22 protein-coding genes are annotated in these 25,072 nt (G+C 32.9%); 1 reads left to right on the top strand and 21 read right to left on the bottom strand.

What is annotated here, in order from left to right; genetic code table 11:
• From L3B96_RS22170 to L3B96_RS22160, 3 genes are all read right to left on the bottom strand, one after another.
• Window positions 1–963 carry an ABC transporter substrate-binding protein gene (locus L3B96_RS22170; protein ID WP_238948600.1) on the bottom strand — a complete coding sequence of 321 codons (963 nt, stop codon included), beginning with the start codon at window positions 961–963 and terminating at the stop codon, window positions 1–3.
• A gap of 210 nt (window positions 964–1,173) precedes the next feature.
• Window positions 1,174–2,700 (bottom strand): GTP-binding protein, encoded by a 1,527-nt coding sequence (locus L3B96_RS22165; protein WP_238948622.1) that lies wholly within the window; start codon window positions 2,698–2,700, stop codon window positions 1,174–1,176.
• 320 nt (window positions 2,701–3,020) lie between these two features.
• Window positions 3,021–3,227 (bottom strand): TOBE domain-containing protein, encoded by a 207-nt coding sequence (locus tag L3B96_RS22160; protein ID WP_238948599.1) that lies wholly within the window; start codon window positions 3,225–3,227, stop codon window positions 3,021–3,023.
• Between the two features lie 635 nt (window positions 3,228–3,862).
• Here L3B96_RS22160 and modA point away from each other — a divergent pair.
• Window positions 3,863–4,666, top strand: a complete 804-nt coding sequence (gene modA, locus L3B96_RS22155; RefSeq protein ID WP_238948598.1) for a molybdate ABC transporter substrate-binding protein — start codon at window positions 3,863–3,865, stop codon at window positions 4,664–4,666.
• Window positions 4,667–4,723: 57 nt separating this feature from the next.
• Here the strand turns inward: modA and L3B96_RS22150 are convergent, their stop codons facing one another.
• The 18 genes from L3B96_RS22150 to L3B96_RS22065 all read right to left on the bottom strand — a co-directional run bounded on the left by L3B96_RS22150 (window position 4,724) and on the right by L3B96_RS22065 (window position 25,068).
• Window positions 4,724–5,155 (bottom strand): MOSC domain-containing protein, encoded by a 432-nt coding sequence (locus L3B96_RS22150; RefSeq protein ID WP_041896032.1) that lies wholly within the window; start codon window positions 5,153–5,155, stop codon window positions 4,724–4,726.
• Window positions 5,155–5,634 (bottom strand): cyclic pyranopterin monophosphate synthase MoaC, encoded by a 480-nt coding sequence (moaC, locus tag L3B96_RS22145; protein ID WP_023976180.1) that lies wholly within the window; start codon window positions 5,632–5,634, stop codon window positions 5,155–5,157. The genes L3B96_RS22150 and moaC overlap by 1 nt, the downstream gene beginning before the upstream one ends.
• A gap of 79 nt (window positions 5,635–5,713) precedes the next feature.
• A complete protein-coding gene (moaA, locus tag L3B96_RS22140) occupies window positions 5,714–6,688 on the bottom strand; it encodes a GTP 3',8-cyclase MoaA (RefSeq protein ID WP_238948597.1) in 975 nt (324 codons plus the stop codon).
• A 169-nt stretch (window positions 6,689–6,857) separates the two neighbouring features.
• On the bottom strand, window positions 6,858–7,877 hold the full coding sequence (locus L3B96_RS22135) for a molybdopterin-binding protein (protein WP_238948596.1): 1,020 nt from the start codon (window positions 7,875–7,877) through the stop codon (window positions 6,858–6,860).
• A gap of 222 nt (window positions 7,878–8,099) precedes the next feature.
• Complete coding sequence (locus L3B96_RS22130) at window positions 8,100–9,029, bottom strand: NTP transferase domain-containing protein (RefSeq protein ID WP_238948595.1); 930 nt, start codon at window positions 9,027–9,029, stop codon at window positions 8,100–8,102.
• 575 nt (window positions 9,030–9,604) lie between these two features.
• Window positions 9,605–10,423 (bottom strand): FAD binding domain-containing protein, encoded by an 819-nt coding sequence (locus tag L3B96_RS22125; RefSeq protein ID WP_238948594.1) that lies wholly within the window; start codon window positions 10,421–10,423, stop codon window positions 9,605–9,607.
• Window positions 10,417–10,884, bottom strand: coding sequence for a (2Fe-2S)-binding protein (locus L3B96_RS22120; RefSeq protein WP_238948593.1), 468 nt, complete (start codon window positions 10,882–10,884; stop codon window positions 10,417–10,419). Before L3B96_RS22120 ends, L3B96_RS22125 begins: the two co-directional genes overlap by 7 nt.
• The gene (locus L3B96_RS22115) at window positions 10,884–12,998 is read right to left on the bottom strand and encodes a xanthine dehydrogenase family protein molybdopterin-binding subunit (protein ID WP_238948592.1); all 2,115 of its coding nucleotides are present in this window, start codon (window positions 12,996–12,998) and stop codon (window positions 10,884–10,886) included. The genes L3B96_RS22120 and L3B96_RS22115 overlap by 1 nt, the downstream gene beginning before the upstream one ends.
• A gap of 129 nt (window positions 12,999–13,127) precedes the next feature.
• Window positions 13,128–13,739, bottom strand: coding sequence for a nucleotidyltransferase family protein (locus L3B96_RS22110; protein ID WP_238948591.1), 612 nt, complete (start codon window positions 13,737–13,739; stop codon window positions 13,128–13,130).
• A 52-nt stretch (window positions 13,740–13,791) separates the two neighbouring features.
• Window positions 13,792–16,359 (bottom strand): selenium-dependent xanthine dehydrogenase, encoded by a 2,568-nt coding sequence (gene xdh, locus L3B96_RS22105; protein WP_238948590.1) that lies wholly within the window; start codon window positions 16,357–16,359, stop codon window positions 13,792–13,794.
• A 425-nt stretch (window positions 16,360–16,784) separates the two neighbouring features.
• Window positions 16,785–18,131: a nucleobase:cation symporter-2 family protein gene (locus L3B96_RS22100; RefSeq protein WP_017212888.1), complete on the bottom strand. Its 1,347-nt coding sequence runs from the start codon at window positions 18,129–18,131 to the stop codon at window positions 16,785–16,787.
• Between the two features lie 55 nt (window positions 18,132–18,186).
• Window positions 18,187–19,254, bottom strand: a complete 1,068-nt coding sequence (locus L3B96_RS22095) for an XdhC/CoxI family protein (RefSeq protein WP_238948589.1) — start codon at window positions 19,252–19,254, stop codon at window positions 18,187–18,189.
• An 80-nt stretch (window positions 19,255–19,334) separates the two neighbouring features.
• Window positions 19,335–19,712, bottom strand: coding sequence for a RidA family protein (locus L3B96_RS22090; protein ID WP_039773855.1), 378 nt, complete (start codon window positions 19,710–19,712; stop codon window positions 19,335–19,337).
• Window positions 19,713–19,796: 84 nt separating this feature from the next.
• Window positions 19,797–21,125, bottom strand: a complete 1,329-nt coding sequence (gene ssnA / locus L3B96_RS22085) for a putative aminohydrolase SsnA (protein ID WP_238948588.1) — start codon at window positions 21,123–21,125, stop codon at window positions 19,797–19,799.
• Between the two features lie 270 nt (window positions 21,126–21,395).
• Window positions 21,396–22,598: a diaminopropionate ammonia-lyase gene (gene dpaL, locus L3B96_RS22080; protein ID WP_238948587.1), complete on the bottom strand. Its 1,203-nt coding sequence runs from the start codon at window positions 22,596–22,598 to the stop codon at window positions 21,396–21,398.
• A gap of 46 nt (window positions 22,599–22,644) precedes the next feature.
• A complete protein-coding gene (locus tag L3B96_RS22075; protein ID WP_238948586.1) occupies window positions 22,645–23,256 on the bottom strand; it encodes a TetR/AcrR family transcriptional regulator in 612 nt (203 codons plus the stop codon).
• 79 nt (window positions 23,257–23,335) lie between these two features.
• Window positions 23,336–23,545, bottom strand: a complete 210-nt coding sequence (locus L3B96_RS22070; protein WP_238948585.1) for a hypothetical protein — start codon at window positions 23,543–23,545, stop codon at window positions 23,336–23,338.
• A gap of 98 nt (window positions 23,546–23,643) precedes the next feature.
• Window positions 23,644–25,068, bottom strand: a complete 1,425-nt coding sequence (locus L3B96_RS22065) for an NCS2 family permease (protein WP_012058205.1) — start codon at window positions 25,066–25,068, stop codon at window positions 23,644–23,646.
• Window positions 25,069–25,072 lie beyond the last annotated feature (4 nt).

The following is a 25,072-nucleotide window of genomic DNA, read 5'->3' as shown; positions in this document are numbered from 1 at the left end:
TTAGAAACATTTATTTAACTTTGGAAGTAATTTGTTTATATCATTATTGCTTATAAAATCCCATCCCAACCAATTTAACTTATAATTGTTTTCTTTTAAATACTCTAAATAATCCATTGGATGAGGCAGTGCTGCATCTTTGCATACATTTTGTACTTGTTCACTAGTAAAATAATTTACCACATTTTCCAACATGTTTGAAATATCATTTTGGACTAATAATGTCACTGGACTAACTATTGCACCTTCTTCAGGCCAAACAATCTTAACATTCTTATTATTTTTAAGGAGCCTTGCATAAAAATAAGGAATAACACTAATTGTAGGTGAATTCTCAATTCCTTTCCCTGCATTCTTTACCATTTCAGCTGGATGTCCGCCAAATCCAACAAGTTCTTTTAATTTCATAATTCCATCCATACCATAATCTTTATATATCGCTAGCAATGTTGTTTCACAATACTTTCCTCGCTTTCCTCTTATGGCAACTTCTTTTTTAAATGAACTATTCAAAAGTTCTCCCCACGAGGTTGGTATATTTCTATTATTCAATTTAGTTAAATCTACTGCCATAACTAAATGATTTAATGCCATTATATAATAATTACCTTTTGGATCACTAAAATCATTTTCAATTAATTTTCCATCTTCTATGCTTTTGACTTCCTTAAAGTATTTCTCTTCTATTGCCTTAGCTCTAAAATCTTTTCTATAAAAGCTATTAACTCCGGCACTTATAATAATCTTTGGCAATTCTTCTTTTTTAGGAATATATGAAGACTCATCCATCCACATGACCTCATAATTAGCATTACCTTCAACAAGATATTTAAAATCACATTCACTTTCTAAATCATTTATCATTTCATCAAAACCAACTTCTATTGGGACTTTTATAGGACACGGTAACAATCCAAGAACATCATATTCTGATTTATCAATTATATTTTTCATCTTTCCCATATTTTTAAACCTCCATCTTATATTTTTTTCACTTATTTTTAATAAGAAGATGTTCCATTTTTGCTTGTCACGAACTTGACTCGGGAGCATGCAGAAATGGTGCAACTTCTGATGTTAGAAATTCACAGCTGTATTCTATAACAACCGAAACAACAGAGTTCACCTAATTTCGGTTGGCTATTGCATAAGTCTAAAGTCGCATTTGGATATCTATAGAAAATACTCTTTCATATCCCAGTCTATTACTTTACCACTTCTTAAGGCATTTCTGAGTTCTAACATTTTATTATCAATTTGTTTCATAATCTTAAGATTATCTCTTTCCTTTGGAACTGTTGTGATTACTTTATTTATCGCACCATTTTTTATCACAATTCTCTTATCCCCAAGTAATGCTAATATAGGGTCATGAGTAGATACAAAAACTATTTTTCCTTCTTTAACTAAAAGTTCTAATGCCCTGCTTCTATCTACCCCTGCATTTTCAATTTCATCAATTAGTACTATTGGGGAAACGCTTAATAATGCTGTATCTGCAATCATTAATGCTCTTGATTGCCCCCCGCTCAATGAAGTTATCGGTGTATCCCCAGTGAATTCCTCTCCTGCTAGTTCATTTGCATATTTTACTATTTTGTCTGTAATACTTTTTATCTCTATAACATTCCTGCTTTTTGCATGCATTCTTATAAATTCTTCTACAGATACATCCATTACAAAATTCATATTCTGTGAAAGCTCTGCAACCAGCCTGCTACAATTTAAATTTTCTCTATTTATTTTTATAATTCTTCCAGTTGGAGTATCACCACTCGCAATACACTCTATATCTTCGAGTAATCTACTTTTACCAGATCCTGTAGGTCCAACTATGCAAATTACTTCTCCTACTTTAATTGTAAGTTCAATATCTTCTTTATTTCCACCTTTATCATGTCCTCCTACAATTGTTAATGAGTTAACTATTGTGCAGTCTATTTCAGATATTTCACTATTATTGTCTAAAGAATAACTCCTTTTAAGTTCTCTGTTACCTTTAATTTCTTGGAAATTTATTTTTTTTGTATTTCCAGTTTGGTAATCTTCACCTATTATTGTTTCTCCAAGGCAATAAGAGCATAATGCTGAAGGCATTGTAAATCTAAGTTTTTCTCCTTCAAGACTCTCAATAGATTTTGCTTTTTTTATGCTTAAGCTTAATTCATAAGCGCCTTGACCAGTAAGACCATTAACATACACTATGTGTGCCTTGGGATTAGCCTCTTTTACCATAAAACTAAATACTTCTCTTTCAGCTTGAGAAACTATGTCACCTTTTGTAATTACTATAATATCCGCATATTTTAACATTGGTCCAATCTTTTTAGGAGTGTTTACTCCAGAAAGACTATCTATTACGCATACCGCTAAAATACCTTTAATATGAGGTGAGCACCTATTACATAACCCCGCACTCTCGCTTATCAACAAATCGAAACCATTCTCTGCTCCATATTTAACACAATCATCTATATTACTGATATAAAAGTGATCTGGGCAAAGATTTCCTGATAATCCTACCATAACTTCAATTCCTGCCTTTTTATAAAGTAAATCATCATAAGTTGTAAGACAGTCAAATTTTATAACTCCAAATTTTTTTTGTTCCGATTTTAAGCTCTCAATTACCTTTAATATTACTGAAGTCTTGCCCGATGATGGTGGTCCAGAAAATGTAACAAATTTCAAATTAATCACTCCATTCTTGTTCAACCTTTTAAGATACCATTATTGGGATATCATAATTTAATTTTTTATAAACAAAAAATCTCAAAGAGTTTTCTACATTTCTGCATTCTCCTCTTTGAGATCATTATTAACGATTCCGAACATTGCATATAGATATCATAAATATACACACATATACCTATATTCTTGTAGTATTGTAAAGAATTATTTTTTGATATATATCTTTTTATCTGAATATATATAGTAAACTGCTAGTAAAAAAAGAATATCTTAACTTAAGATATCCTCTTTTGATTATGATTTCATATGTAGTATAAGATGATAGCGAACTAAGCCATAACCATTACTGATGTTGCCTTAATTACTGCTGTAGCTTCTGATCCTACTGTTAATCCTAGTTCCCTTACTGCGTCCATTGAGATAGTTGCTGATATTATAATATTTTCAGCAATTTCGATTTTTACTGATGCATTTACTGCCCCTTCTTTAATTTCAACAACTTTTCCTGCCAATTGGTTTCTTGCACTTAATTTCATTTTTATTTCCTCCCCCAAGTTAAATTCAATCAATGTTGTTATGTTACTATTGATTATGTACATTATAAGATATTCTGACTAAATTCTCAACAATATTTTCCTATTGTGTTAATTTTTTTCATTTGTTAATACAATTTGAAAATAGTTTTACATCAGTATCACATTTATAAAATCCTTTATTATTTCAATAAATACAATGAGTCAAAAATATCTTGAAATAATTATAAAGGATTATGGGTAGAGGCAATAATATTACGTAATTACTGTTTCTACCTGACAAATGCAATATAGAGATGCGATATTACAAGCTATATTACTTTTACATAATTATATATTTTCTCAACATAAGCAAAAAAAAATCTCAAAGAAGCTCATACATTTCTGTAATCTCTTCTTTGAGATCTTTATCTAATAAAACATACCGTAACATCACATTACCATTAGCCTAATTATAATCATCTCCTAATAATTTTGTCAATATTTCTATTCAAGTACTTATTTTTACAATTACATATTGTTTTTCTTATAAATAAATGCTAGTATAATAATCAACAAGCAAAACGTAACGAAACATATCCAAACGTAATGAAACATGATTATAGTAAAAATATTTTTATGAATGTGAGGTTTTATTTATGAAAAAGAAAATAGGATTATTTAGTTTAGTAACTGTTTTATTAACAACGTCACTTATTGGTTGTGGAGCTCAAAAGGCATCAACTACTCCACAAAAGGAATCTGCTACTAAAGCTTCAATAGAATTAAATATTTCCGCTGCTGCTAGTTTAAAAGAAGCACTGACAGATATACAAGACGAATATAAAAAGACTGCTCCAAATGTTACTTTAACTGTTAACTATGGTGCTTCTGGATCTCTACAGCAACAAATAGAACAAGGTGCTCCTTGTGATATCTTCATTTCAGCTGGTCAAAGCCAAATGAAAGCATTAGACAGCAAATCTTTATTACTTGAAAATACTAAAAAAGACTTAGTTAAAAATGATTTAGTTTTAGTCGGACCTAAAGACACTGCTATAACCGGTCTTTCTGATCTAACAAGTGATAAGGTTAAAAAGATAGCTGTTGGGGAACCTAAAAGTGTACCAGCTGGACAATATGCTGATGAAGTTTTCACTAAGCTTGGTATTAAAGATTCTATTTCATCAAAACTTGTATTTGCAAAAGATGTAAAAGAAGTACTTGCCTGGTCGACTTCTGGAAATGCTGAAGTTGGATTTGTATATAAAAGTGATGCATTAAGCAGTAAAGATGCTAAAATTATAGAAACAATAGCAGAGGACAAGCATTCACCGATTACATATCCAATCGGAATAATTAAGGCTAGTAAAAATACTGATGCCGCAAAAGCATTTGAAGATTTCTTATTTACTGATACTTGCAAAAAGATCTTTGAAAAATATGGTTATGGAATAGCTTAATATAGTGAAAAAAAATAACAATTCAAAAATATCACTTGAATTGTTATTTTTCTTATTTTAAACTATTATAATATTATCTCCTGCTTTAATATACCCCTCTTCTAGTACTTTGGTAAATATTCCTTCTCTAGGCATTACACAATCTCCTACCAATTTTCTAATTTCGCAGCCCAAATGACATTCCTTTCCTATCTGAGTAACTTCTAGCGTAACATCGCCAATTTTAAGCTTTGTTCCTATAGGAAGTTCATATAAAACTATTCCCTCAGTAGTGATGTTTTCAGCAAACTTTCCTGGAGTAAGTCCTTCGACTCCTGATGCCTTCATTTTATCAATACTTTCAGTTCCAAGCAAACTTACCTGCCTATGCCACTCTCCTGCATGAGCATCCCCATCTAGACCATGATTAACTCTAAAGAAACCTTTTTCTATAGGATGTTTTATAACACCTTTTTTCTCACTTATATTCACTGCAATAACCTTACTCATCATAATCCCTTCCTTTCAAATATGCCTGATTTCCCTCCACTTTTTTTTACAAGCATAATATTGTTTATGACCATTTCCCTATCAATAGCCTTACACATATCATAAATAGTTAATGCTGCAGTGGATACAGCAGTAAGGGCTTCCATCTCAATGCCTGTCTTTCCTACAGTCTTAGTAGTTGCAGTTATTTCAATTTTATTGTTTTCAACGTCAATTCGAAAACTTATATCACAGCCCGATATCATTATAGGATGGCACATTGGTATTATTTGTGGAGTATTTTTAGCACCCATTATACCTCCTACCTGCGCTACTGATAATACATCTCCTTTTGAAATAGTACCTTCTTTTATTCTTTCAATGGTTTCTCTTTTCATGGAAACTGTTCCAATTGCTACTGCTTCTCGCACAGTATCAAGTTTTTCAGATACATCAACCATTCTTGCTCTTCCTTCTTCATTTATATGAGTTAGTTCCATTTTTCCTATTCTCCTATCTTATACTTCCTAAGTTTTTACATTCTATTGATGCATACTGCTATAACTTTTCCAACAGTATTTATCCTCCTATTTGAACCATGTTTTTTAATTCTATATTTTCCGTGTCGCTGCTATTAAAACCATGGTGACTTGGTTTGTTATATATTGCATTTTCAATAACTCTTTTTAATTGTTCTTTACTTATTCCACTACGTAGAAGAGGCTTTAATGCAACTCCATTATTATAATGAAGACATAATTTCAAATTTCCATCAGCAGTCAAACGAATACGATTACAAGCGTGGCAAAATTCATTTGAAATTGCACTTATAAAGCCAATACTTCCTTTAAAATCTGATAAATTATAATACACAGCTGGTCCATTACCATGTTTAATTTTTGAGTTCTGAAGAGTTCCAAAATTCTGTTCTATCTGCTCAAATATTTGTTCATTACAAACAGGTGAATAACTTTTTCCAAAACCAATAGGCATAAGTTCTATAAAACGCACATCGATTGGATTTTCTTTAGCAATTTTCAATATATCTATTAAGTCATCACCATTTAACTGAGATATTGGGACACAATTTATTTTTGTTTTCAACCCAAGCTCCACTGCTTTTTTCAATCCAAACTTCACTTTATCTAAGCAGTCTCTGCGAGTAATTTTATTAAAGTTTGTACTATTTAATGTATCAAGACTGATATTTACACTATCAAGACCAGCTTCAGCTAAACTATCTGCCATGTCACCAAAAAGTACGCCATTTGTGGTCATTGTTATCTCTTCAATGCCATCAATATCTTTGATTCTTCTAACTAAATTTACAATCCCCTTTCGTACTAAGGGTTCTCCTCCTGTAATTTTGATCTTGTGAATACCAAGCTGTGAAACAGTTTTAACTATTAGCATAATCTCCTTAAAAGTAAGTATTTCGTCATGTTCTAAGTTTTCAATTCCACATTCCGGCATACAATATACACATCTAAGATTACATCTATCTGTAACAGAAATTCTAAGGTATTCAATATTTCTACCACTATTATCTACCATTTTATTCACCTCATATCAACCAAGTTTATCACAGATAATTTTTAAATACTTATCCAAGATATTGAGCCATAGGAACACTTTCAGGCTGACCTTGTAATATTTATCTAATATTCATATGGGGATCAATCCCCACCTTAATCAAGTTTCACTTGATTAAGCTTTGTTAGTCTTATTTCCCAAAACCACAATTAGGGAATGTACAAATATCGCATGAAAGACACAATCCACCATGCCCAAGGTTTGCAATATCCTCTAAAGTTATTTTGTCATCTACCATAACTCTTGGAAGAACCAAATCAAAAATAGTACGCTTGGCATACATTACGCAGCCTGGAAGTCCAATAACTGGAAGTGTATCATTGTAATATGCTAGTAAAAACATTGCACCTGGAAGCACAGGTGCCCCATAGGAAACAATCTTTGCACCTGTATTTTGAATTGCAGTCGGTGTTGTATCATCAGGGTCTACACTCATTCCACCTGTACATATTATTAATTCTGCACCTTCTTTAATAAAATCCTTTATAGCTTCTGTAATTAATTTAGGATCATCACTTAGAATCTTCTGCCCTAAAACTTCAACATTATATTCTGCAAGCTTTTCTCTAATAACAGGCCCAAATGTATCTTTAATTCTTCCATAGAAAACCTCATTACCTGTAGTTACAATCCCTGCTTTTTTGTGGATAAATGGAAGAATCTCCATTAATGGTTTATCACCGGCCAATTTAACTGCCTCGTCCATTTTCTTTTGTTCAATTACAAGAGGAATAATACGTGTGCCTGCTAATTTATCACCTTTTTTTACTGGGAAATTACTGTGGCGTGTTGCAATCATCATTTCGCCAAGAGAATTTATTTTACGAAGCTTTTCAATATCAATTTTAAACAAACCATCTTCTGCCGCAATTAATTCAATTTTGCCTTCCTTCACCTTAGTTGCACTCATATAGTCACTTTTACATATTTTACAGAGAATTTCCGCTGCTTCATTTTCATGAAGTATTCCCTCCTTTTTTTCCCATACATAAAGATTATCTTTACCTATTGATAATAAAACTGGAATATCTTCCTCAGTAACAATGTGTCCTTTTTTAAACGCAACATCTTTTTTTTCTCCTTTGATAATTTGTGTAATATCATGACAAATTACATTACCTACAGCTTCTGTAGTTTTAATCTTTTTCATTTTTGTTCCTCCATCATTATTTGGTAATTTTGTATAAGTATAATGAATTATAAGTAAAATTTTTTTCAAAAATTTTGTTAAATATCAAGTGAAACTTGATTCAGGTGGGGTTTGATCCCCCTCTGAATCTTAGTTGAACTTATCTAGGGTCGTGCCGCTGTTATCTCCCACTTATTGAAGTGGGAGTGTTACAGCGGCTAGACATCAGATTAATTGCAACTTCTAAAATAACCTTTCAAATTCATTCTTTGCATACTGGTGTACATTCTGTTCAAATTGCTGATATTTTTCCAAAAATTCAGTACCTTCTTTTGTAAGATAAGTTTTCCCACCATTGCTCCCACCATGCTTTCTTTCAACTACTGCATAATCTAGTTCTTGTTCCAACTGATTTAACATACTCCATGCTTTACTATAAGATAATGCCATATGTTTGCATGCACTTCGTACAGAGTGGGTATCTTGAATCAGAATTAGAAGCAATTTTGTTCTTGAATCAAAAAACAAGGATTCTTTTTCAATGCTGATTTTAACAAAGGGATGAAGTATATGTTTATTATGTTTTATTAAAAGTTGATCTAATCGGCCAATATAATCAGTATCATATAGAATACCTTCATCTTCTACATCTATCCATTGTCTTTTAACTCCAATATTTTCAATGGCTCCTCGTAATCCCATATTCCCATTATATTTTAGAATCTTAGGAATCAATTCAGATGATATCAAAAGGGGATGCCCAGATTTTCCACGATATGCTGGTGAAAGTAATTTTTCATCATATTCTATCATCATTTGAAGCGTCTCTGGTGTAAACATAGGAATATTAACTGGAGTGAATAATACCTGGTCGCATTTATTCTGTAAAAAATCTAGTCCTATCTTTGCAGAATCAAACTTTCGCGAGTTTTCATATTGATCATTTCGCAAAAATACAACTCCGTAATCAGCTAAATGATGTTCTATTTCTTCAGCTTTATATCCAGTAATCACTACAATTGGTGAAATTCCAGCTTTTTGAAACGTTAAAACAATTCTTTTTACGACAGTAATGGAACCAATTTTCAATAATGGATTTAATCCATTTCTTTCTGATGTTTTTCCTGCGGCAACAATTATACCGCCTGTTGTTCTCTTCTCTTTACTCTTCATATCTATACCTCTTGCTCTACTTAAGTAGTATTATCTTATTCTTCCATAAAACTCAAATAGGCTTGTACATATCATTCAAACTTTAACAAATTGATTAATATCTTATATTTTGGTTATTAGATTCCAATTTTATCTCTCAAACTAATTGGTTATATTTTACTTTTCATACAATATTATTCTACACGTTTTTATAAAATAATTAAACCCTAAAAATACATATTATAGATTATTATTATATCTGTTTAGAATATATCCTTATTTATCAACAATTTTAATAATGAGGCATATTCAAAAAATAACGAGTCCATCTGCTACGCCTATTTTCCATCATCCTGCGTCAGCAGATTGCTCTAATAAGCCCGCTATGAGACCAATCTACTTCCTTGCTTGATGAAAAATAATCATGGCATTTTGGACTTGTTATTTTCTTTCATATGCTTAAAAAGCATTCAATCCTGTTGAGATTAAATGCTTATATTCTATTTAACTTTACCTTATATTTAGCCACTAAGATTCAGACGGGAATCAAATCATGACTAAATAAAATTTCATTTGATGCCCGAATTTTATATGAGTTAAATTCCATTACTTTCAAGAAAATCACGTAGTAAATTCATACACACAGTTTTTCTGTATTTTGCTGATACTCTACCCCTTATTGGAACAATTTCCTTTTCGTATGCTGCTAGATACTTATCCTTGAGAGCCTTAGCTTCTTCAACAGTCTTTCCAATAAGCATTGCATCAATATCTGGACGACTTATAACAACATCACTTACTGCACCAAATGCTGTCCTACAATTAAAAACCTTATCATCAACTATATTAATGATGCCAACGAAAGAAACCCTTGAAATTGCTAAAGCATTTCTTTCACCAACCTTCTTGTAATAGTAATTATTTAAATTATTTTTATTCATTAGAATCTCAACGAGGAGTTCATCTTTCTCAATCGCAGTATTCTTTCTTCCAAGGTAAAAGTCAGAAATAGGAATTACTCGTTCGCCTCTGTTACTTGCAAGACGTAGTTTAGAGTCAGTTGCAAAAAGGATCAGTGCACTATCAGCCTTTGGAGAACCATTGCATATATTTCCACCAACAGTACCAATATTTCGAATTGCTGGTGCTGCAATCTGTGAAACTGCTTCTTTCAGTACTGCTGGAATAAGTTTATTTTCAATAATATCAGTATAAGTACATGCTGCACCAATACGAATATATTCTTTATCTTCTACAATATTTTTCATTTCTGCTACTTTATCAAGGAATAAATATGTGGCATTTTCTTCTGGTTTAATCATCAAATCAGTACCTCCAGCATAAGGCGTAACACTTTCCTTTGCTAGGATGTCCAATGCTTCTTTTAAAGATGTTGGTTTATAACAATCTACCATAATCCTTTCCCCTCCTTTGCTGCAATGCCAATAGCCTTAACTATGGCATTATACCCAGTACATCTACAAAGATTTCCAGAAATACCTTCGCGAATCTCTGCTTCCGTAGGATTTGGATTCTTGTTAAGGATACATTCAGATGCAAGGATCATGCCTGGAATACAAAAACCACACTGTACCGCACTGACTGATGCATATGCCTTATCAATAACTGCAAAACGTTCAGTTTCTCTATAACCTTCAATAGTGACAACAGTACTGCCTTCAATGCTTCCAATAGCCACCATGCAAGAATTAACCAGTCTGCCATCAAGAATTATAGAACAAGCACCACATTCACCTTCTTTACAACCGCACTTTACGCCAGTAATACGAAATTCATTTCTAAGTACATCTAGTAAGCGCTCATTTGCTTTGGAATTTGATGCGACCTCTTTGCCATTAAGAATAAATTTTATCATTATTTATGCACCTCCTGTAAAACGATCATTGTATCTTCTGTTGTGAATGGAACCTTATTTAAGTTTCCACCAATGGCATTTTCCATAGCTTCAACATAAGCTGGGGCTGCACCTACGAGAGGTAACTCACCTGCACCCTTTGCTCCATATGGACCATGTGTATATGGATTATTGATTATTTCAGTAACTAGATTTGGTACATCTACTGCTGTAGGAATAATGTAATCACTAAAACTATTATTTCGAATCACACCTTTATCGTTGTAATCCATTTGTTCCATAGATGCATATCCAATCCCTTGAAGGAATCCGCCCTGCATCTGTCCTTGTATAATATTCATGTCAATAGGAACACCAACATCAAAGCTGCCCCATGCTCCCAGTATCTTTGTAGTGGCAGTAAGTGTATCTACTTCCACTTCAATAGCATTTCCCCCCCAAGAATAGGTTGGATACGCATCTCCCTTAAATTCATCAAGACTGAATGGAATTACAAAATCAGGTTCAACGAAATGTTCTTCTATAACTTGAACTTCTCCTGCTTTCCATTCTTTCTTAAGCCTCTCTGCTGCACGCCTTAATAATTCTCCAACTGTCATAAGCGAACGACTTGCAACAGTTGGGCCTGAATCAGGAACAAGATCTGTGTCTGGATTATTGATAAATACTTGTTCATAGGAAATACCAAGAGTATCCGCAACAATTTTAGAGAAAGTTGTTTTAAGACCTTGACCTATATCTGAATTACTTGCAAGAATATCTACAGTATCATCTGAATTTTTCCTTATTTTGGCAACCGCCTTAATGAAATCACGTTCTCCACTGCCAGTAAAACCGCATCCATGGAAAAATAAAGACATTCCAATACCTTTACGATATCTGCCATTCTGAATCTTATACTGGTCTCGTTTTGCACGGTAATTGCAAAGTTTATCAATCTGTTCAATCATTTCAGGTAGAGGTACATGGAAATGATATTTGCCACTAGTAGACGTAGAATCACCTTGTTTAACAATATATTCTTCCTTAAGCTTAAGGGAATCAACACCCATTTCTTTTGCAATATGATCCATAATCATTTCTACTGCAAAGAACGTCTGTGGTGCACCAAATCCACGATATGCGCCACAAGGTACAGTATTGGTCTTAACAGCACGTCCCACAACGCGGAGATTATCTACACGGTATACGCCGTTTGCACAAATTAAGCCACGCTGTAAAACCACTGGAGAAAGTGTAGTGTATGCACCACTATTAAATAAAACATCAATGTCCATGCCAGTAATCTTACCGTTCTTAATAGCTACCTTATAAGTAGATATAGATGGATGACGTTTTGAAGTAAACTCCATGTCTTCTCTTCTATCAAATATAACCTTAACAGGTCTATTGGACTTTTTAGCAGCAACTGCAACCTGGCAGGCAAGTATTGAAGGAAATGCTTCTTTTCCTCCAAATCCTCCACCAGTAACATCTTGAATTATTTGTATATCCTTTGATTCATAACCCAATGCTTTTGAAACTGCTCCATAGACATAATATGGACATTGCATAGAACCTCGTACAGTCATTCTTCCATCATGGGGATAAGCAATCATCCCCTGAGTTTCAAGGTAAGCTTGTTCTTGATATCCAGTCTGAAATGTTTCTATGAAAACACGATCAGCTTCTTTTAACGTCTTATCTATATCCCCTTTTGCATAGTTGTAATGGAAAAAAACTGTATCAGACTTACGCATATCTAAAATAGGAACTTCTTCTTCGTATGCTACAATAATCTCATTTAAAATTCTTTCAACCTCTTTTAACTCAGGTCCAACAACCATTAAAATCGGTTCCCCAACATACTCTACAGTATCTTCAGCATAAACCGGAGTATCATCTTCAACAATATGGACACGGTTTACACCCGTTACATCTTTCTTATCAACAACGAAATAACCTTCCGGTAATTTAGGAATCGAAATATTGGTGATTCGTGCTTTTGCCTTTGCTGAATGCAGTAGTTTACCATAAAGCATACCATCCATCACACGATCATCCACGAAAAGAGCACTACCCCTTATTTTAGATTCATGATCCTTTTTCTTTACAGATTCACTTATTTTTTCCATGCATAGCGCCTCCCATATATCTACTAATTATTTTTTGCAAAATTTCAAAGTCTTTAACTTTATGTTATCTTACAAAAATATTTGCAATTTATTTCCTTACTTAAAATCCAATTTTAATATATTAAAATCTCAATTCTTTTCATCCATATAATGTACTAGCCTATTATAATCTTCCTTTGTATCTGCATCTATCGTACACCCAAAATCCTCAACAGGAACTGTTACTATTTGGTCTTCAAGCTGATTCCATAATTCTCTAAGACCCCCATCTCCATGAAAATTAATGATAAAATCTATGCATTTCCAAGAAATCAAGGGTGGATGTTTTCGTTGTCCATTAATAGTAGGAAAAGCCACCATAGCACCTGTTCTGCTTATTGAATCTTTCACCATAAGGAAAGTTTTTGTTTTAATTGCTGGCATATCTCCCGGAAGAAGATAAAAGGCATCACAGTTATCCAATGCTAATACTCCAAGCTTAACAGATGCAAGCATATCCGTTTCAGCATATTTTTCATTGTATATAAATGTTAATTGTGAGCAATCATATTTATTACGTAGTAAAGTCTCAACTTCTTCAGCATTAAATCCCAAAACTATAATAATCTGATTCACTCCAGCATTAAGCATACTATCAATACTGTATTCAATTATAGTTTTTTCTTTCAATTTCAGGAGTGGTTTAAATGCCTTCATACGGCTAGATAAACCAGCAGCCACTATAATGCCATTAGTTTTCATCTAAGAATCTTCCTTTCTTAACAGCAAAAGAATAAATGCTTCCTCTTATATATTATTTATTCTTTTGTTTTTTATAAAATGTATCTTTTAGTGGCAACTGAGCACGGAATTTTCCGTCTAATCTGTAATAAGCAAGAGAACAAGCTGGAGCTGTTGGAATCAAGCATAATTCTCCGCAACCTTTGGCACCATAAGTCTCTGGAATTTTATTTTTGCTCTGTACAAGAATAACTTCAAGCTCAGGAGCCTCAGTCGCTCTCATAAGTCCTAGTGTGCCTAGTTTTGTTTTAGGATAACTTCCTTCAATTTTAAATTCTTCTGTCAAAGCATAACCTAATCCCATAACCATACCCCCTTCAATCTGCCCTTCAACAGACTGAATATTAACAGGTGTTCCAACATCATATGCTGCAACTACTTTTTCAACTTTTCCTTCTTCATTTAAAATAACAACTTGAGCTCCATAACTATAGCTTACATGACTAATTGGATTTTCTTTTATAGATCCCATTGGGTCTGTCTTTGCAGAATACTCTCCATAAAATTCTCTGCCTTGTAAATCATCAATCCCTAAGCCTTTATCTAATTCTGCTTTCAATTTTTCAGATGCTCGTCTTACAGCTTCTCCAGTTACTACAGTTTGTCTAGAAGCTGTACTAGTTCCTGAGTTAGGTGTACGAATAGTATCTGGTCTTTCGTGTATAATAAGAACCGGATCTAACCCAGTTGTCTCACATAATACAGTAGTGCACATTGTTGCAATCCCTTGCCCCATACATGCTGCAGAAGTTCGAATATGAACTTTTCCATCTTCAATTGATAAAATACAGCGCCCAATGTCTTTATTACCTACACCAGTTCCGCTATTTTTGAATCCAATAGCAATACCTGTATATGGATTTGATTCATATACATCCTTAACAGCTTCCAAACACTCTGCCATAGCAACACTTTCATCTGCTATCTGACCATTTGGCAGAACCTCCCCAGGACGAATTGCATTACGATAACGAATTTCCCATGGTGAAATTCCAACCATTTCAGCAAGTAAATTAATGTTATTTTCAGTAGCAAAGCAGCTTTGTATTACACCAAAGCCTCTAAATGCGCCCGATACAACATTGTTTGTGTAAACTGACATTCCCAAGATATCAATATTCTGATAATTATATGGTCCAGGTGCGTGAGTACATGCTCTTTGTAATACAGGCCCACCAAGAGATGCATACGCACCTGTATCGGCAATAATAACACCTTTCATAGCTGTCAAATAACCATTTTCATCGCAAGCTGTTGTAAACTCCATTTCCATTGGATGACGTTTAGTATGATAATCCAGACTTTCCTGTCTCGAGAATTTTACTTTACATGGTTTTTTCGTATACCATGCCATTAATGCCGCATGATGCTGAACGCTCATATCTTCTTTACCACCAAATCCGCCTCCAACAAGTTGTGCATGACAATGTACCTTTTCTATTGGAATTTTAAGCATATTTGAAATCTCACGTTGCTCATCATAAACAGATTGAGAACCTGAATACAACAATATGCCATCTTCTCCTTCAGGCATTGCGATTGCACATTCTGGCTCCATAAATCCATGTTCCTGAAATGGTGTCTTATATTTTCTTGTTACAACATATTTAGAATTTTTAATTGCTTCATTAGCATTACCCCGTTTTAGAATATCACGGCTCATAATATTTCCATCAGAATGGATTAGAGGTGCATCTGCCTTTAAAGCATCTGTCGGACAAGTAATGGGTTCCAATTCAGTATAGTCAATTTCAACTAATTGACATACTTCATCAAGTTTGTTTTTATGGTAAGTTGCTACTAATGCCAATGCATCTCCTACATATCTAGTTGTATCTCCTTCAGCAATCATTACATCCCAGTCCTGCTTTATATGCCCAATTTTATTGTTTGGAACATCTTTTGCAAGTAATACTTTTGCGCAGTCTGGATGCGCTTCTGCTTTCTTTATATCAATTTTATTTATAATAGCTCTTGGATATTTTGTACGTACTGCTTTTACATATAACATTCCAGGTATTTCGATATCATCTACGAAAATACCTGTCCCATTTATTTTTTCAGCTGCATCAACACGTTTAAATTTCTGTGCCATTTTTAATTCAGTAGGAGCAGTTGGAATTTTAAGATTGTCCCTAAAATATTCTGCCGCCATTAGAATAGCTTCTTCAATTTTCTTATAGCCTGTACATCTACAAAGGTTTCCATTAATTGCTTTTTTCACATCTATTCTTGTTGGTTTAAGATTAATATCTAATAATGATTTTGCGGAGATTACCATTCCAGGAATACAAAAACCACATTGAACTGCGCCTGCTTCTGCAAAACAATGTTCATAAACTTCCTTTTCTCTAGAGCTTAATCCTTCAACAGTTAAAATCTTTTTTCCTTCGAATTTTGATATCTTTTGGAGGCAAGCCTTTACTTTTTTCCCATCTACCAAAACAGTACATGCTCCACATGCCCCTTCGCTGCAACCATCTTTTACAGAAGTAATTCTCAAATCATCTCTTAAAAAAGAAATTAAAGATTTATCAATTTCAGATACTTCATCTTTACCATTTATATTTAATTTAAACATAAATAACCTCCCATCTCATATCCTTTAACAGTATTTACTATAAATAGTATAAATCTGTAAATAATTTCTAGCAAATTATTTCTCAAAAGAACTTGCTAAGTATAGCTTCTAACATTTTAATTTATAGATAAACAACTTAAGAATTAGACTTATTAGATGAACATATTTACAAACTTGCTAAAACTTTAAGTTCATATCTTTACTAGAAATCAACTACATTTTTGTGGAGCAGGCATTTGAAAATAAGCTGCTAAAAAGTACTTAATGGAAGCTTGTCTACATTAGCTTTTCACAATGAAATTGGGAGCAAGCTAATGTTGGTGTAAGCTTCCATTTAAATTTTCATAGTCCTAAGAAACAGAAATGTATTTGATTTTGGTAAGTTATCAAATAACTCTAAGTTGCATGCTAGATATCTGTAAAATTCATTCTGAAACCGAATTTTGCTTTATATTGCTTTCAATATTCCTATTACCATGATTCAGAAATGCATTAAGAATTACGGCAGTTACTGATGCCGAAACTATACCACTACTAAAAATAGACTTGAAAAATGTTGGTGTTTGGTCAAGTAACGTAGGTACAGCAGTAATTCCAAGTCCTATACCAATAGAGCAAGCAACAATCATCATATTTGCATTATTATTAAAATCTACACTTTGAAGCATTTGGAAACCTGCGACTGCAACCATTGCAAACATTATTGTTGTAGCTCCGCCTATAACAGGCTGAGGAATAATAGTAGCTAATGCTGCAAATTTAGGAATTAATCCTAGTGAAATAAGAATAATACCAGATGCTATAACAACAAAACGGCTTTTTACTTTACTTAAAGCTAAAAGTCCTAGGTTCTGATTGAATGTTGTATATGGGAATGAATTAAAGATACCTCCTAAAAATGTTGAAATTGCTTCTGCTCTAAGTCCACGTACAATATCCTTTTCAGTGATAACCTTTTCACAAACCTTGCCAATTCCAAGAAATGTACCTGTTGATTCAATCATTACTGTTAACATAACGAATGTCATCATAATTATTGAACCAATATCAAATTGAGGTAATCCAAAATTAAAAGGATGAACAATACTTATCCATTTTGCATTTGTTACTACTGAAAAATCTACTTTTCCCATAAATGCAGCAACTATTGTTCCTAAAATAATACCATTTAAAACAGAAATTGCTTGAAAAAATCCCCTTAGAAATTTATTAGATATTAAAACAATGATCATTACAAATGATCCTAGTATAAGGTTGTCTACACTTCCAAAATCTTTAGCTCCTGAACCGCCACCAATACTAGTGACCCCTACATTTACTAAAGAAAGACCTATCATTGTAACTACTGTTCCTGTTACAACAGTAGGGAAAAACTTTAATATCTTTCCATACAATGGAGCCACTAATACAACAATAATTGCAGCTACTATTATAGAACCATACGCTGTTTGCATTCCTAAACTTTTACCAATAATAATTAGTGGACCAACTGCAGCAAATGTACAACCTAAAATTGCTGGCAGCTTAATACCAACATACGGACCTATCCCAATTGCCTGTATTAAAGTTGCAATACCACAAGTAAATAAATCTGCAGCCACCAAAAATGCTAATTGCTCGGGTGTTAGACCTACAGCACCACCAATTATTAATGGTACTGCAACTGCACCTGCATACATTGCTAGTACATGTTGTAATCCTAAAATAGCAAGCTGACTTACTGGTAGCATTTCATTTACTTTGTCATCTTTTTTAATATTATTTTGCGACATAATAAACCTCCTCAATAAAATTTAGTATTAATTAATGTTAAAAAATTAACTTTCCCTAAATTATTTCAATTAGCACTTCCATAGTTCCACCACATGCCATACCTTCAGATTCAGCCACATCACCGGTCATGTCAACTTGCTCTATATAAAAACCTTTCTCTCGCATAATTTCTCTTGCCTTTTGCAATACACCAGATTCACTGCATCCTCCGCCTATACTTCCGATAGTTCTGCCATCAGGATAAGTCAACATTTTAGCTCCTGCTTTTCTCGGAACTGATCCTTTAGAAGACAGTATAGTTATAAGTGCTTTAGGTTCTGACGATTTTTTAGATATATTTTCTAATATTTCTGCATCAAACTCTGGAATAGCGAAATTTTTACCAAACTTACTCATAGAACCCTTATTTTTAAAGCTTATAAGCTGTGCTACTATAGAAATAGCTATTTCATCTGGAGTGATAGCATATATATCTATACCTATTGGAGCATTAACCAATTCAAGCTTTTCTTTAGAAAAGCCCTCCTCTAATAGCTCGCTTCTCATAGCATTTACTCTGCGCCTTGAGCCTATCATTCCAACATAACTAAGGTCATGATTTAAGACTTTACGCAAAACAACTCCATCATATCTATGCCCTCTTGTTATAATAACTACATAATCGGACTTCTTTAAATTAATTAAATCAAAGGATCTCTCGAAACTTTCACAAATAACTTTTTCTGCTTCAGTAAATCGCACTCTATTAGCAAAGGAAGGTCTATCATCTATAACAGTAATAGAGAAACCTGCTCTTGATGCAAATTCTGATAAAGGTTTTGCTATATGACCACCACCAAAAACAATTAAACGTGGTTTGGGGATGAATGGTTCAATTAAAATAGTCTCATTTTCTTCTATATTAAAATATTCAAGTTTCCCACTTTCTAAACAACTACATATTTTTTCGTAAATATAGTCATTAAGTGAAAGAGACTTTTTTTCTATATCTTCCTTTGTTAAAATAACTTTTCTGACAATGGAACCTTGTCTCGCACTATGCAAATCAAGATAAGTTAACATTACGCACTGATTACAGTTGTTAACTTCAATTAATATTTGCTTGTATATGTCTTCAAACATTTTTTCACCTTCCACCGTAAATATTCTCTTAATAATATTCTCACCATTCTCTTATCACTTTTTATAAATCTATCGTAATATTATTCCATTGTTGCAATGACTTCTATTTCAATAACTGCGTCCATTGGTAATTTAGCAATTTGAACGCAACTTCTTGCTGGTGGATTTTCTTTAAAATACGTTCCATAAACTTCATTTACTGCTGCAAAATCATTTAAATCTTTTACAAATACAGTTGTTTTAAATACTTTCTCCATACTTGTTCCTGCTTCTTCTAATATGGCTTTACAATTTTCTAAACTTTGTTTAGTCGCTGTTTTTATTTCAGTTTCTAAAACTTTTGTTTCCGGATTTAATGGTAGTTGACCTGAAGTATATACTAATCCTTGAACTACCACTCCTTGAGAGTATGGTCCTATTGCTGCTGGTGCCTTTTGAGTATTAATTATTTTTTTCATTTTTAATTCTCCTAATCTTGTTATATTTTATTTTTTATTACACTTACTTTTAACAAAGATGTTCATTTCCAAAATATTTTTTGATTAAATTCTATCCCATAGCTTTTGACTTACTTTTCTAGCTTCATTTAATATTTCATCTTCATTAACATTAAGAAGCTTACCATCTCTAACTAAAACATTTCCATTTACTATAGTTGCATCCACAGATTTTCCCATCATTCCAAATAAGATATGTGAATTGTAATTACTTTCATTCATTGGCGTTAATGGATTGTAATCTACTATTATCACATCTCCATTAGCTCCTATTTCAATAATCCCAAATTTTCCTGCAAAATGCCTTTCTGCAATACTCCTATTATTTTCAAATAGCATTAAAGGTACTTCACCCCAAGCTACTGATGGATCTTTTAAATTATGCTTATGAATTATATTTGCAACCTTCATGGATTCAAACATATCTTGAGTATAACCATCTGTTCCAAGTCCCACAGTTACACCTTTCTTTATAAGTTCAAGTGCTGGTGATACACCTACTGCATTGCCCATATTTGATTCTGGATTATGCACTACAGACGTATTTGTATTTAAAAGTAATTCTTGCTCATTTTCATTTGCATGTACACAATGTACTGCAATTGTTTTTTCTCCTAATATATTAAAATCATTTAGTCTTTCTACTATTCTCTTGCCATGCTTTTCTACACATTGCTCTTCATCTGCTAATCCTTCAGCTACATGAATATGATATCCGCAATTTAATTTTTCAGCTTCCTTTACACATTTTTTTAAAGATTCATCAGATAGTGTAAAGCTTGCGTGCATTCCAAACATTGCAGACTTCATATTATCATGCTTTTCATTGCAATAATTTATATAATCTACATTTTCTTTAATTCCCTTTTCTAAAACTTCTTCTCCATCTCTATCAGATACTTCGTAACAAAGCGAAGTTCTTATCCCAAGTTCTTCTGCTACATTTCCAATTGTAAAAAGGCTGTCTTTAACAGCATTTGGACTTGCATGATGATCAAAAAATGTTGTTACTCCAAACTTTAAACTATCCATTAATGTTGTGTAAGCACTATACTTTATATCTTCTAGAGATAAAGTTTTATCTAATCTCCACCATAAATTATTTAATATATCTAAGAAGTTTTTAGATGTTGGACCATCTAAATTCATACCTCTTGCAAAGGCGCTATATATATGTCCGTGAGTATTTATAAGACCTGGCATAATAACTTTTCCTTTTGCATCTATATATTCTGCCTCATTATATTTACCTAAGATATCACCAGTGTTTCCATAATCAATTATCTTACCATCATTTATAACTAATGCACCATCTTCAAAAAATGGATTTTCCTTGTTTTGAGTTATTAGTCTTCCATTACCTACAATTTTCATAAAAACTCCTCCATACCTTTTTATACCAGCTTTCGCCTTTTTAAATTTTGAACAGCTACTTGATTATTTATCTGATGTCTAGCCGCTGTAACACTCCCACGCACTTTGTGAAAGCGACTATGCCAAATTGCAAATTTGGAATATCTGCTTTTCTATAAGTGGGCGATAACAGCGGCACGACCCTAGATAAGTTCAACTAAGATTCAGATTGGGATCAAACCCCACTTGAATCAAGTTTCACTTGATAAAACATTCATTGTGATCTAATTATTAATATCTACCATCCCAAACTATTTCTCTATATTTCTCTGGATCTGTATCTCCTTCTGTACTAAATAAAAGCACTTTAGAATTTTCATCTAACTCTAAAGCTTCTTTTAAATCTTTATATTCATCATTAGTCATAATTTCATATAAAGCACCAGTCGTTACTGCTCCTGATTCACCTGAGATTATACATGTATCTCCCTTTAATGGATTTCCAAGAATCCTCATTCCTTTAGCAGCTACCCAATCAGGGCATGAAATAAATGCCTTTGAATAATTTTTTAATATGGTAAAACCAATTGTGTTAACTTCTCCACAAGCAAGTCCAGCCATAATTGTTTGCATATCTCCACCAACTGATCTTGCTTCCCCATCATTTGCTATTGCTGATTTATAGTAACAATCAGCAAGATTTGATTCTACTACTACAGTTTTTGGGCAGTCGTCTCCATATTGCGAAGCAAAGAAACCTTGAACAGCTCCTGCGAGTGATCCGACACCAGCTTGTACAAAAATGTGAGTAGGCTTTAAAACATTAAGTGCTTTTAATTGTTCATTTGCTTCTAAAGCCATTGTTCCATACCCTTGCATTATCCATGCAGGTATTTTCTCATAGCCTTTCCATGCAGTATCTTGAATAATTACGCCATTATGTTCTTCTGCATATTTATTTGCAAGTCTTACGGCATCATCATAGTTTAGTTCTGTGATACTAGCTTCTGCGCCTTCTGCATTTATGTTATTCAATCTTTTAATTGAGGAACCCTTTGGCATGAAAACTACTGATTTTTGTTTCAACCTATTAGCTGTCCATGCAACTCCTCTTCCATGATTACCATCTGTTGCTGTTACAAAAGTTATATCTCCAAGCTTATCTTTAACTTCCTTACAAGTCATTTTTTCATATGGTAAATCGTCTATATCCTCACCTAACTTTTCTGCTAAATATCTCCCCATGGCAAATGAGCCGCCTAACACTTTAAATGCATTTAATCCGAATCTATAAGATTCATCCTTTAAATATATTCCTCCCAATCCAATCTTTTCAGCTAACTCTTTTAAATCTATTAATGGTGTTTCATCATATTCTAAAAAGCTTTCATGAAATTTCTTTGCCTTTGATACTTCTTCTTTATTAAGAAATTTTACACTTTCTTCTTTATCAGTTTTAGGCAAGGTATTTTCTTTCCATAATATTTTTTCCATTATAATTCCTCCTATTAAATTAATTCTTATCTTACTAAAAATTTAATTACTTTATGCTAAGGCAAATTAGCTTGTTATTTTTTTGAATTTGCCCAAATATCACTTCCTCTGCTAGATCAAAATATTGATCTAGATCAAATTTCCCCTCATCAATTAAGTATTGCAGTGAAGCACCTAGCATTAAAGACACTGCTAAGTACGGTAACATTTCCAAATGCTTCGTATCTTTATCTTCGGTTTGATCACCTTTATATAAAACTTCACGAATATTGTCACGCCAAATTTCAAATGTATTTTTAAATTTTAGTTTTATTTCTTCATTTACTGTTCCTTGCACCCAATAATCAATCTGGGTATAATCAAATTCCTTTTTGTTGAGAATATCATTCTTTTTTTGATCAAAAAAACCTCTGATATTTTCAACTACACTTTTATTTTCTATATTAATATAATTCTTTCGATCATTAGAAAATTCTTCTTGTATCTTATCTAAAAGAGAAATCAATATATCATTTTTAGATGAGAAATGATAATGTAAATTTGCTTGACTCATATGCGCTTCATTTGCAATCATATGCATACGAGTACCACTAATTTTCTCTTTTGAAACCACTTTCATTGTAGCCTTTAGTATTTTTTCTTTAACGTCATCAGACATAATTAATCCCATCTTTCTTGCAACATTTTATTATGTAGAAATTTATGTTTATCCAATTGATTTTCCTCTTATCCAATAATTACCGCCTGTAAACTCTCCCAGTAGTGAATATTACAAACTTACAGATACTTGTTCTATCTTTAATAGAAAATGTCATATTAGCTGAACTAGGTGCTATAGCTTGTTTTAGGCACATGAAAATAAATAACAAGTCCAAAGTTGCTATGATTACTTTTTGAATGTGGCTTATTAAATCTAAACACCTAGTTACCTTATTTGGCACAGACATTTTAACTTATCTCCCAAGTTTTGCGATTACTATTGTTTTAACTCATAATATGCTTCCTAATAATCATTAACTGGTATATAAGTTACTATTCCATGATTTTATTCAAAGGGAAGTAAAATATATCTAAGAATGAATAATACTGCAAGTATATATACTATTGGATGGATTTCTTTTTGTCTGCCTGTAGCTATTTTTGTTATTGGATAAAAAATCATAGCGGCTGCAATTCCATTAGCTATACTATAAGAAAAAGCCATTAATGATATAGCAAAAAAAGCTGGAACTGCTTCTGTAAAATCGCTGAAATCTATATTAACAATTGCTGACATCATTAAAACACCTACTATTACAAGGGCTGGAGCTGTTGCTTGTCCTGGAACTATACCAACAAGGCCTGAGAAGAATAATGATAAAATAAATAATATTCCCACTACTGTTGAAGTAAGTCCAGTTCTTCCTCCTTCTGAAACACCAGCTGTAGACTCAATATATGTTGAAATGGTACTTGTCCCTAAAACTGAACCAGCAGTTGTTGCTACTGCATCACAAATCAATGCTTTTTTCATTCTTAAAACCTTACCATTTTCATCAACCATTCCTGCTTTTGTAGCTGTACCTACAAGAGTTCCGATAGTATCAAAAAGATCGACTAAACAAATAGTTATAACAACCATTATAACGCTAAGAAATGCGCCTCCTATTGATGTGCCTCCTTTTGAAAAAAGTCCTGCAAAATCAAATGCTGCAAACGTAGGAGCAAGTGATGGTGGTGCACTGAAAACATGTAAATTTTCAAGTGATGTGATTTTGAATGGAATTCCTATTATTGTAGTTGAAATTATTCCAATTAAAATTGAGCCCTTAATACCCCTAGCCATTAGAACAGCAGTTATTATGATTCCTATTATAGTAAGCAGTGTTCCTGGATTTGCAAAGTTTCCGAATCCAACTAGTGTTGCTGGGTTTGACACTACTACACCACCAGATTTCAATCCAATAAGAGCTATATAGAGTCCAATACCTCCGGAAATTGCATATTTTAGATTTTGAGGTATTGCATCAACTATCTTTTCTCGTATGGATGTTACTGTAATAAGTATAAATAATACACCTGACATGAATACGCATGATAAAGCCTGATGCCATGTAAAACCTAAGGTTAAACATACAGTATACGTAAAAAATGCATTAAGACCCATACCAGGAGCCTGAGCAAAAGGAAGATTTGCATACAGCCCCATTATTAATGTGCCAATGGCAGCTGCGAGACAAGTAGCTACGAAAACTGATGATACTATTGGATCAGAGCCTACACTAAACTGTGCTGCTGCATCTCCTACTGCATTTGCAGAATTCATACCAGCTATTTTTAATATATTAGGATTAACAAATATAATGTATGCCATTGTAACAAAAGTAGTAATTCCAGCAAGTATTTCTGTCTTTACATTTGAGTTATTTTCCTCCAAGTGAAAATAACTCTCCAAAAATGATGGTTTTTGTTTGGTTACATCTTTTTTCATGAAA

The sequence above is a fragment of the Clostridium sp. YIM B02569 genome (genome assembly GCF_022320765.1).
Taxonomy (GTDB): domain Bacteria; phylum Bacillota; class Clostridia; order Clostridiales; family Clostridiaceae; genus Clostridium; species Clostridium beijerinckii.
This window is presented reverse-complemented; position numbering and strand designations above follow the sequence as displayed.

Excerpts from the sequence above, each read along its gene's own strand:
- L3B96_RS22120 (WP_238948593.1), bottom strand. The coding sequence starts at position 10,884 with ATGATAAAATTTATTCTTAATGGCAAAGAGGTCGCATCAAATTCCAAA.
- L3B96_RS22135 (WP_238948596.1), bottom strand. The coding sequence starts at position 7,877 with ATGAAAAAGATTAAAACTACAGAAGCTGTAGGTAATGTAATTTGTCAT.
- ssnA (WP_238948588.1), bottom strand. The coding sequence starts at position 21,125 with ATGAAAATTGTAGGTAATGGAAGACTAATAACTCAAAACAAGGAAAAT.
- L3B96_RS22070 (WP_238948585.1), bottom strand. The coding sequence starts at position 23,545 with ATGTCTGTGCCAAATAAGGTAACTAGGTGTTTAGATTTAATAAGCCAC.
- moaC (WP_023976180.1), bottom strand. The coding sequence starts at position 5,634 with ATGGAACTAACTCATATAAATGAAGAAGGAAGAGCAAGAATGGTTGAT.
- L3B96_RS22095 (WP_238948589.1), bottom strand. The coding sequence starts at position 19,254 with ATGTTTGAAGACATATACAAGCAAATATTAATTGAAGTTAACAACTGT.
- xdh (WP_238948590.1), bottom strand. The coding sequence starts at position 16,359 with ATGTTTAAATTAAATATAAATGGTAAAGATGAAGTATCTGAAATTGAT.
- L3B96_RS22110 (WP_238948591.1), bottom strand. The coding sequence starts at position 13,739 with ATGAAAACTAATGGCATTATAGTGGCTGCTGGTTTATCTAGCCGTATG.
- L3B96_RS22090 (WP_039773855.1), bottom strand. The coding sequence starts at position 19,712 with ATGAAAAAAATAATTAATACTCAAAAGGCACCAGCAGCAATAGGACCA.
- L3B96_RS22065 (WP_012058205.1), bottom strand. The coding sequence starts at position 25,068 with ATGAAAAAAGATGTAACCAAACAAAAACCATCATTTTTGGAGAGTTAT.
- dpaL (WP_238948587.1), bottom strand. The coding sequence starts at position 22,598 with ATGGAAAAAATATTATGGAAAGAAAATACCTTGCCTAAAACTGATAAA.
- L3B96_RS22125 (WP_238948594.1), bottom strand. The coding sequence starts at position 10,423 with ATGGTAGATTGTTATAAACCAACATCTTTAAAAGAAGCATTGGACATC.
- L3B96_RS22150 (WP_041896032.1), bottom strand. The coding sequence starts at position 5,155 with ATGAGTAAGGTTATTGCAGTGAATATAAGTGAGAAAAAAGGTGTTATA.
- L3B96_RS22100 (WP_017212888.1), bottom strand. The coding sequence starts at position 18,131 with ATGTCGCAAAATAATATTAAAAAAGATGACAAAGTAAATGAAATGCTA.
- L3B96_RS22115 (WP_238948592.1), bottom strand. The coding sequence starts at position 12,998 with ATGGAAAAAATAAGTGAATCTGTAAAGAAAAAGGATCATGAATCTAAA.
- moaA (WP_238948597.1), bottom strand. The coding sequence starts at position 6,688 with ATGGTAGATAATAGTGGTAGAAATATTGAATACCTTAGAATTTCTGTT.
- L3B96_RS22160 (WP_238948599.1), bottom strand. The coding sequence starts at position 3,227 with ATGAAATTAAGTGCAAGAAACCAATTGGCAGGAAAAGTTGTTGAAATT.
- L3B96_RS22130 (WP_238948595.1), bottom strand. The coding sequence starts at position 9,029 with ATGAAGAGTAAAGAGAAGAGAACAACAGGCGGTATAATTGTTGCCGCA.
- modA (WP_238948598.1), top strand. The coding sequence starts at position 3,863 with ATGAAAAAGAAAATAGGATTATTTAGTTTAGTAACTGTTTTATTAACA.
- L3B96_RS22170 (WP_238948600.1), bottom strand. The coding sequence starts at position 963 with ATGGGAAAGATGAAAAATATAATTGATAAATCAGAATATGATGTTCTT.
- L3B96_RS22075 (WP_238948586.1), bottom strand. The coding sequence starts at position 23,256 with ATGTCTGATGACGTTAAAGAAAAAATACTAAAGGCTACAATGAAAGTG.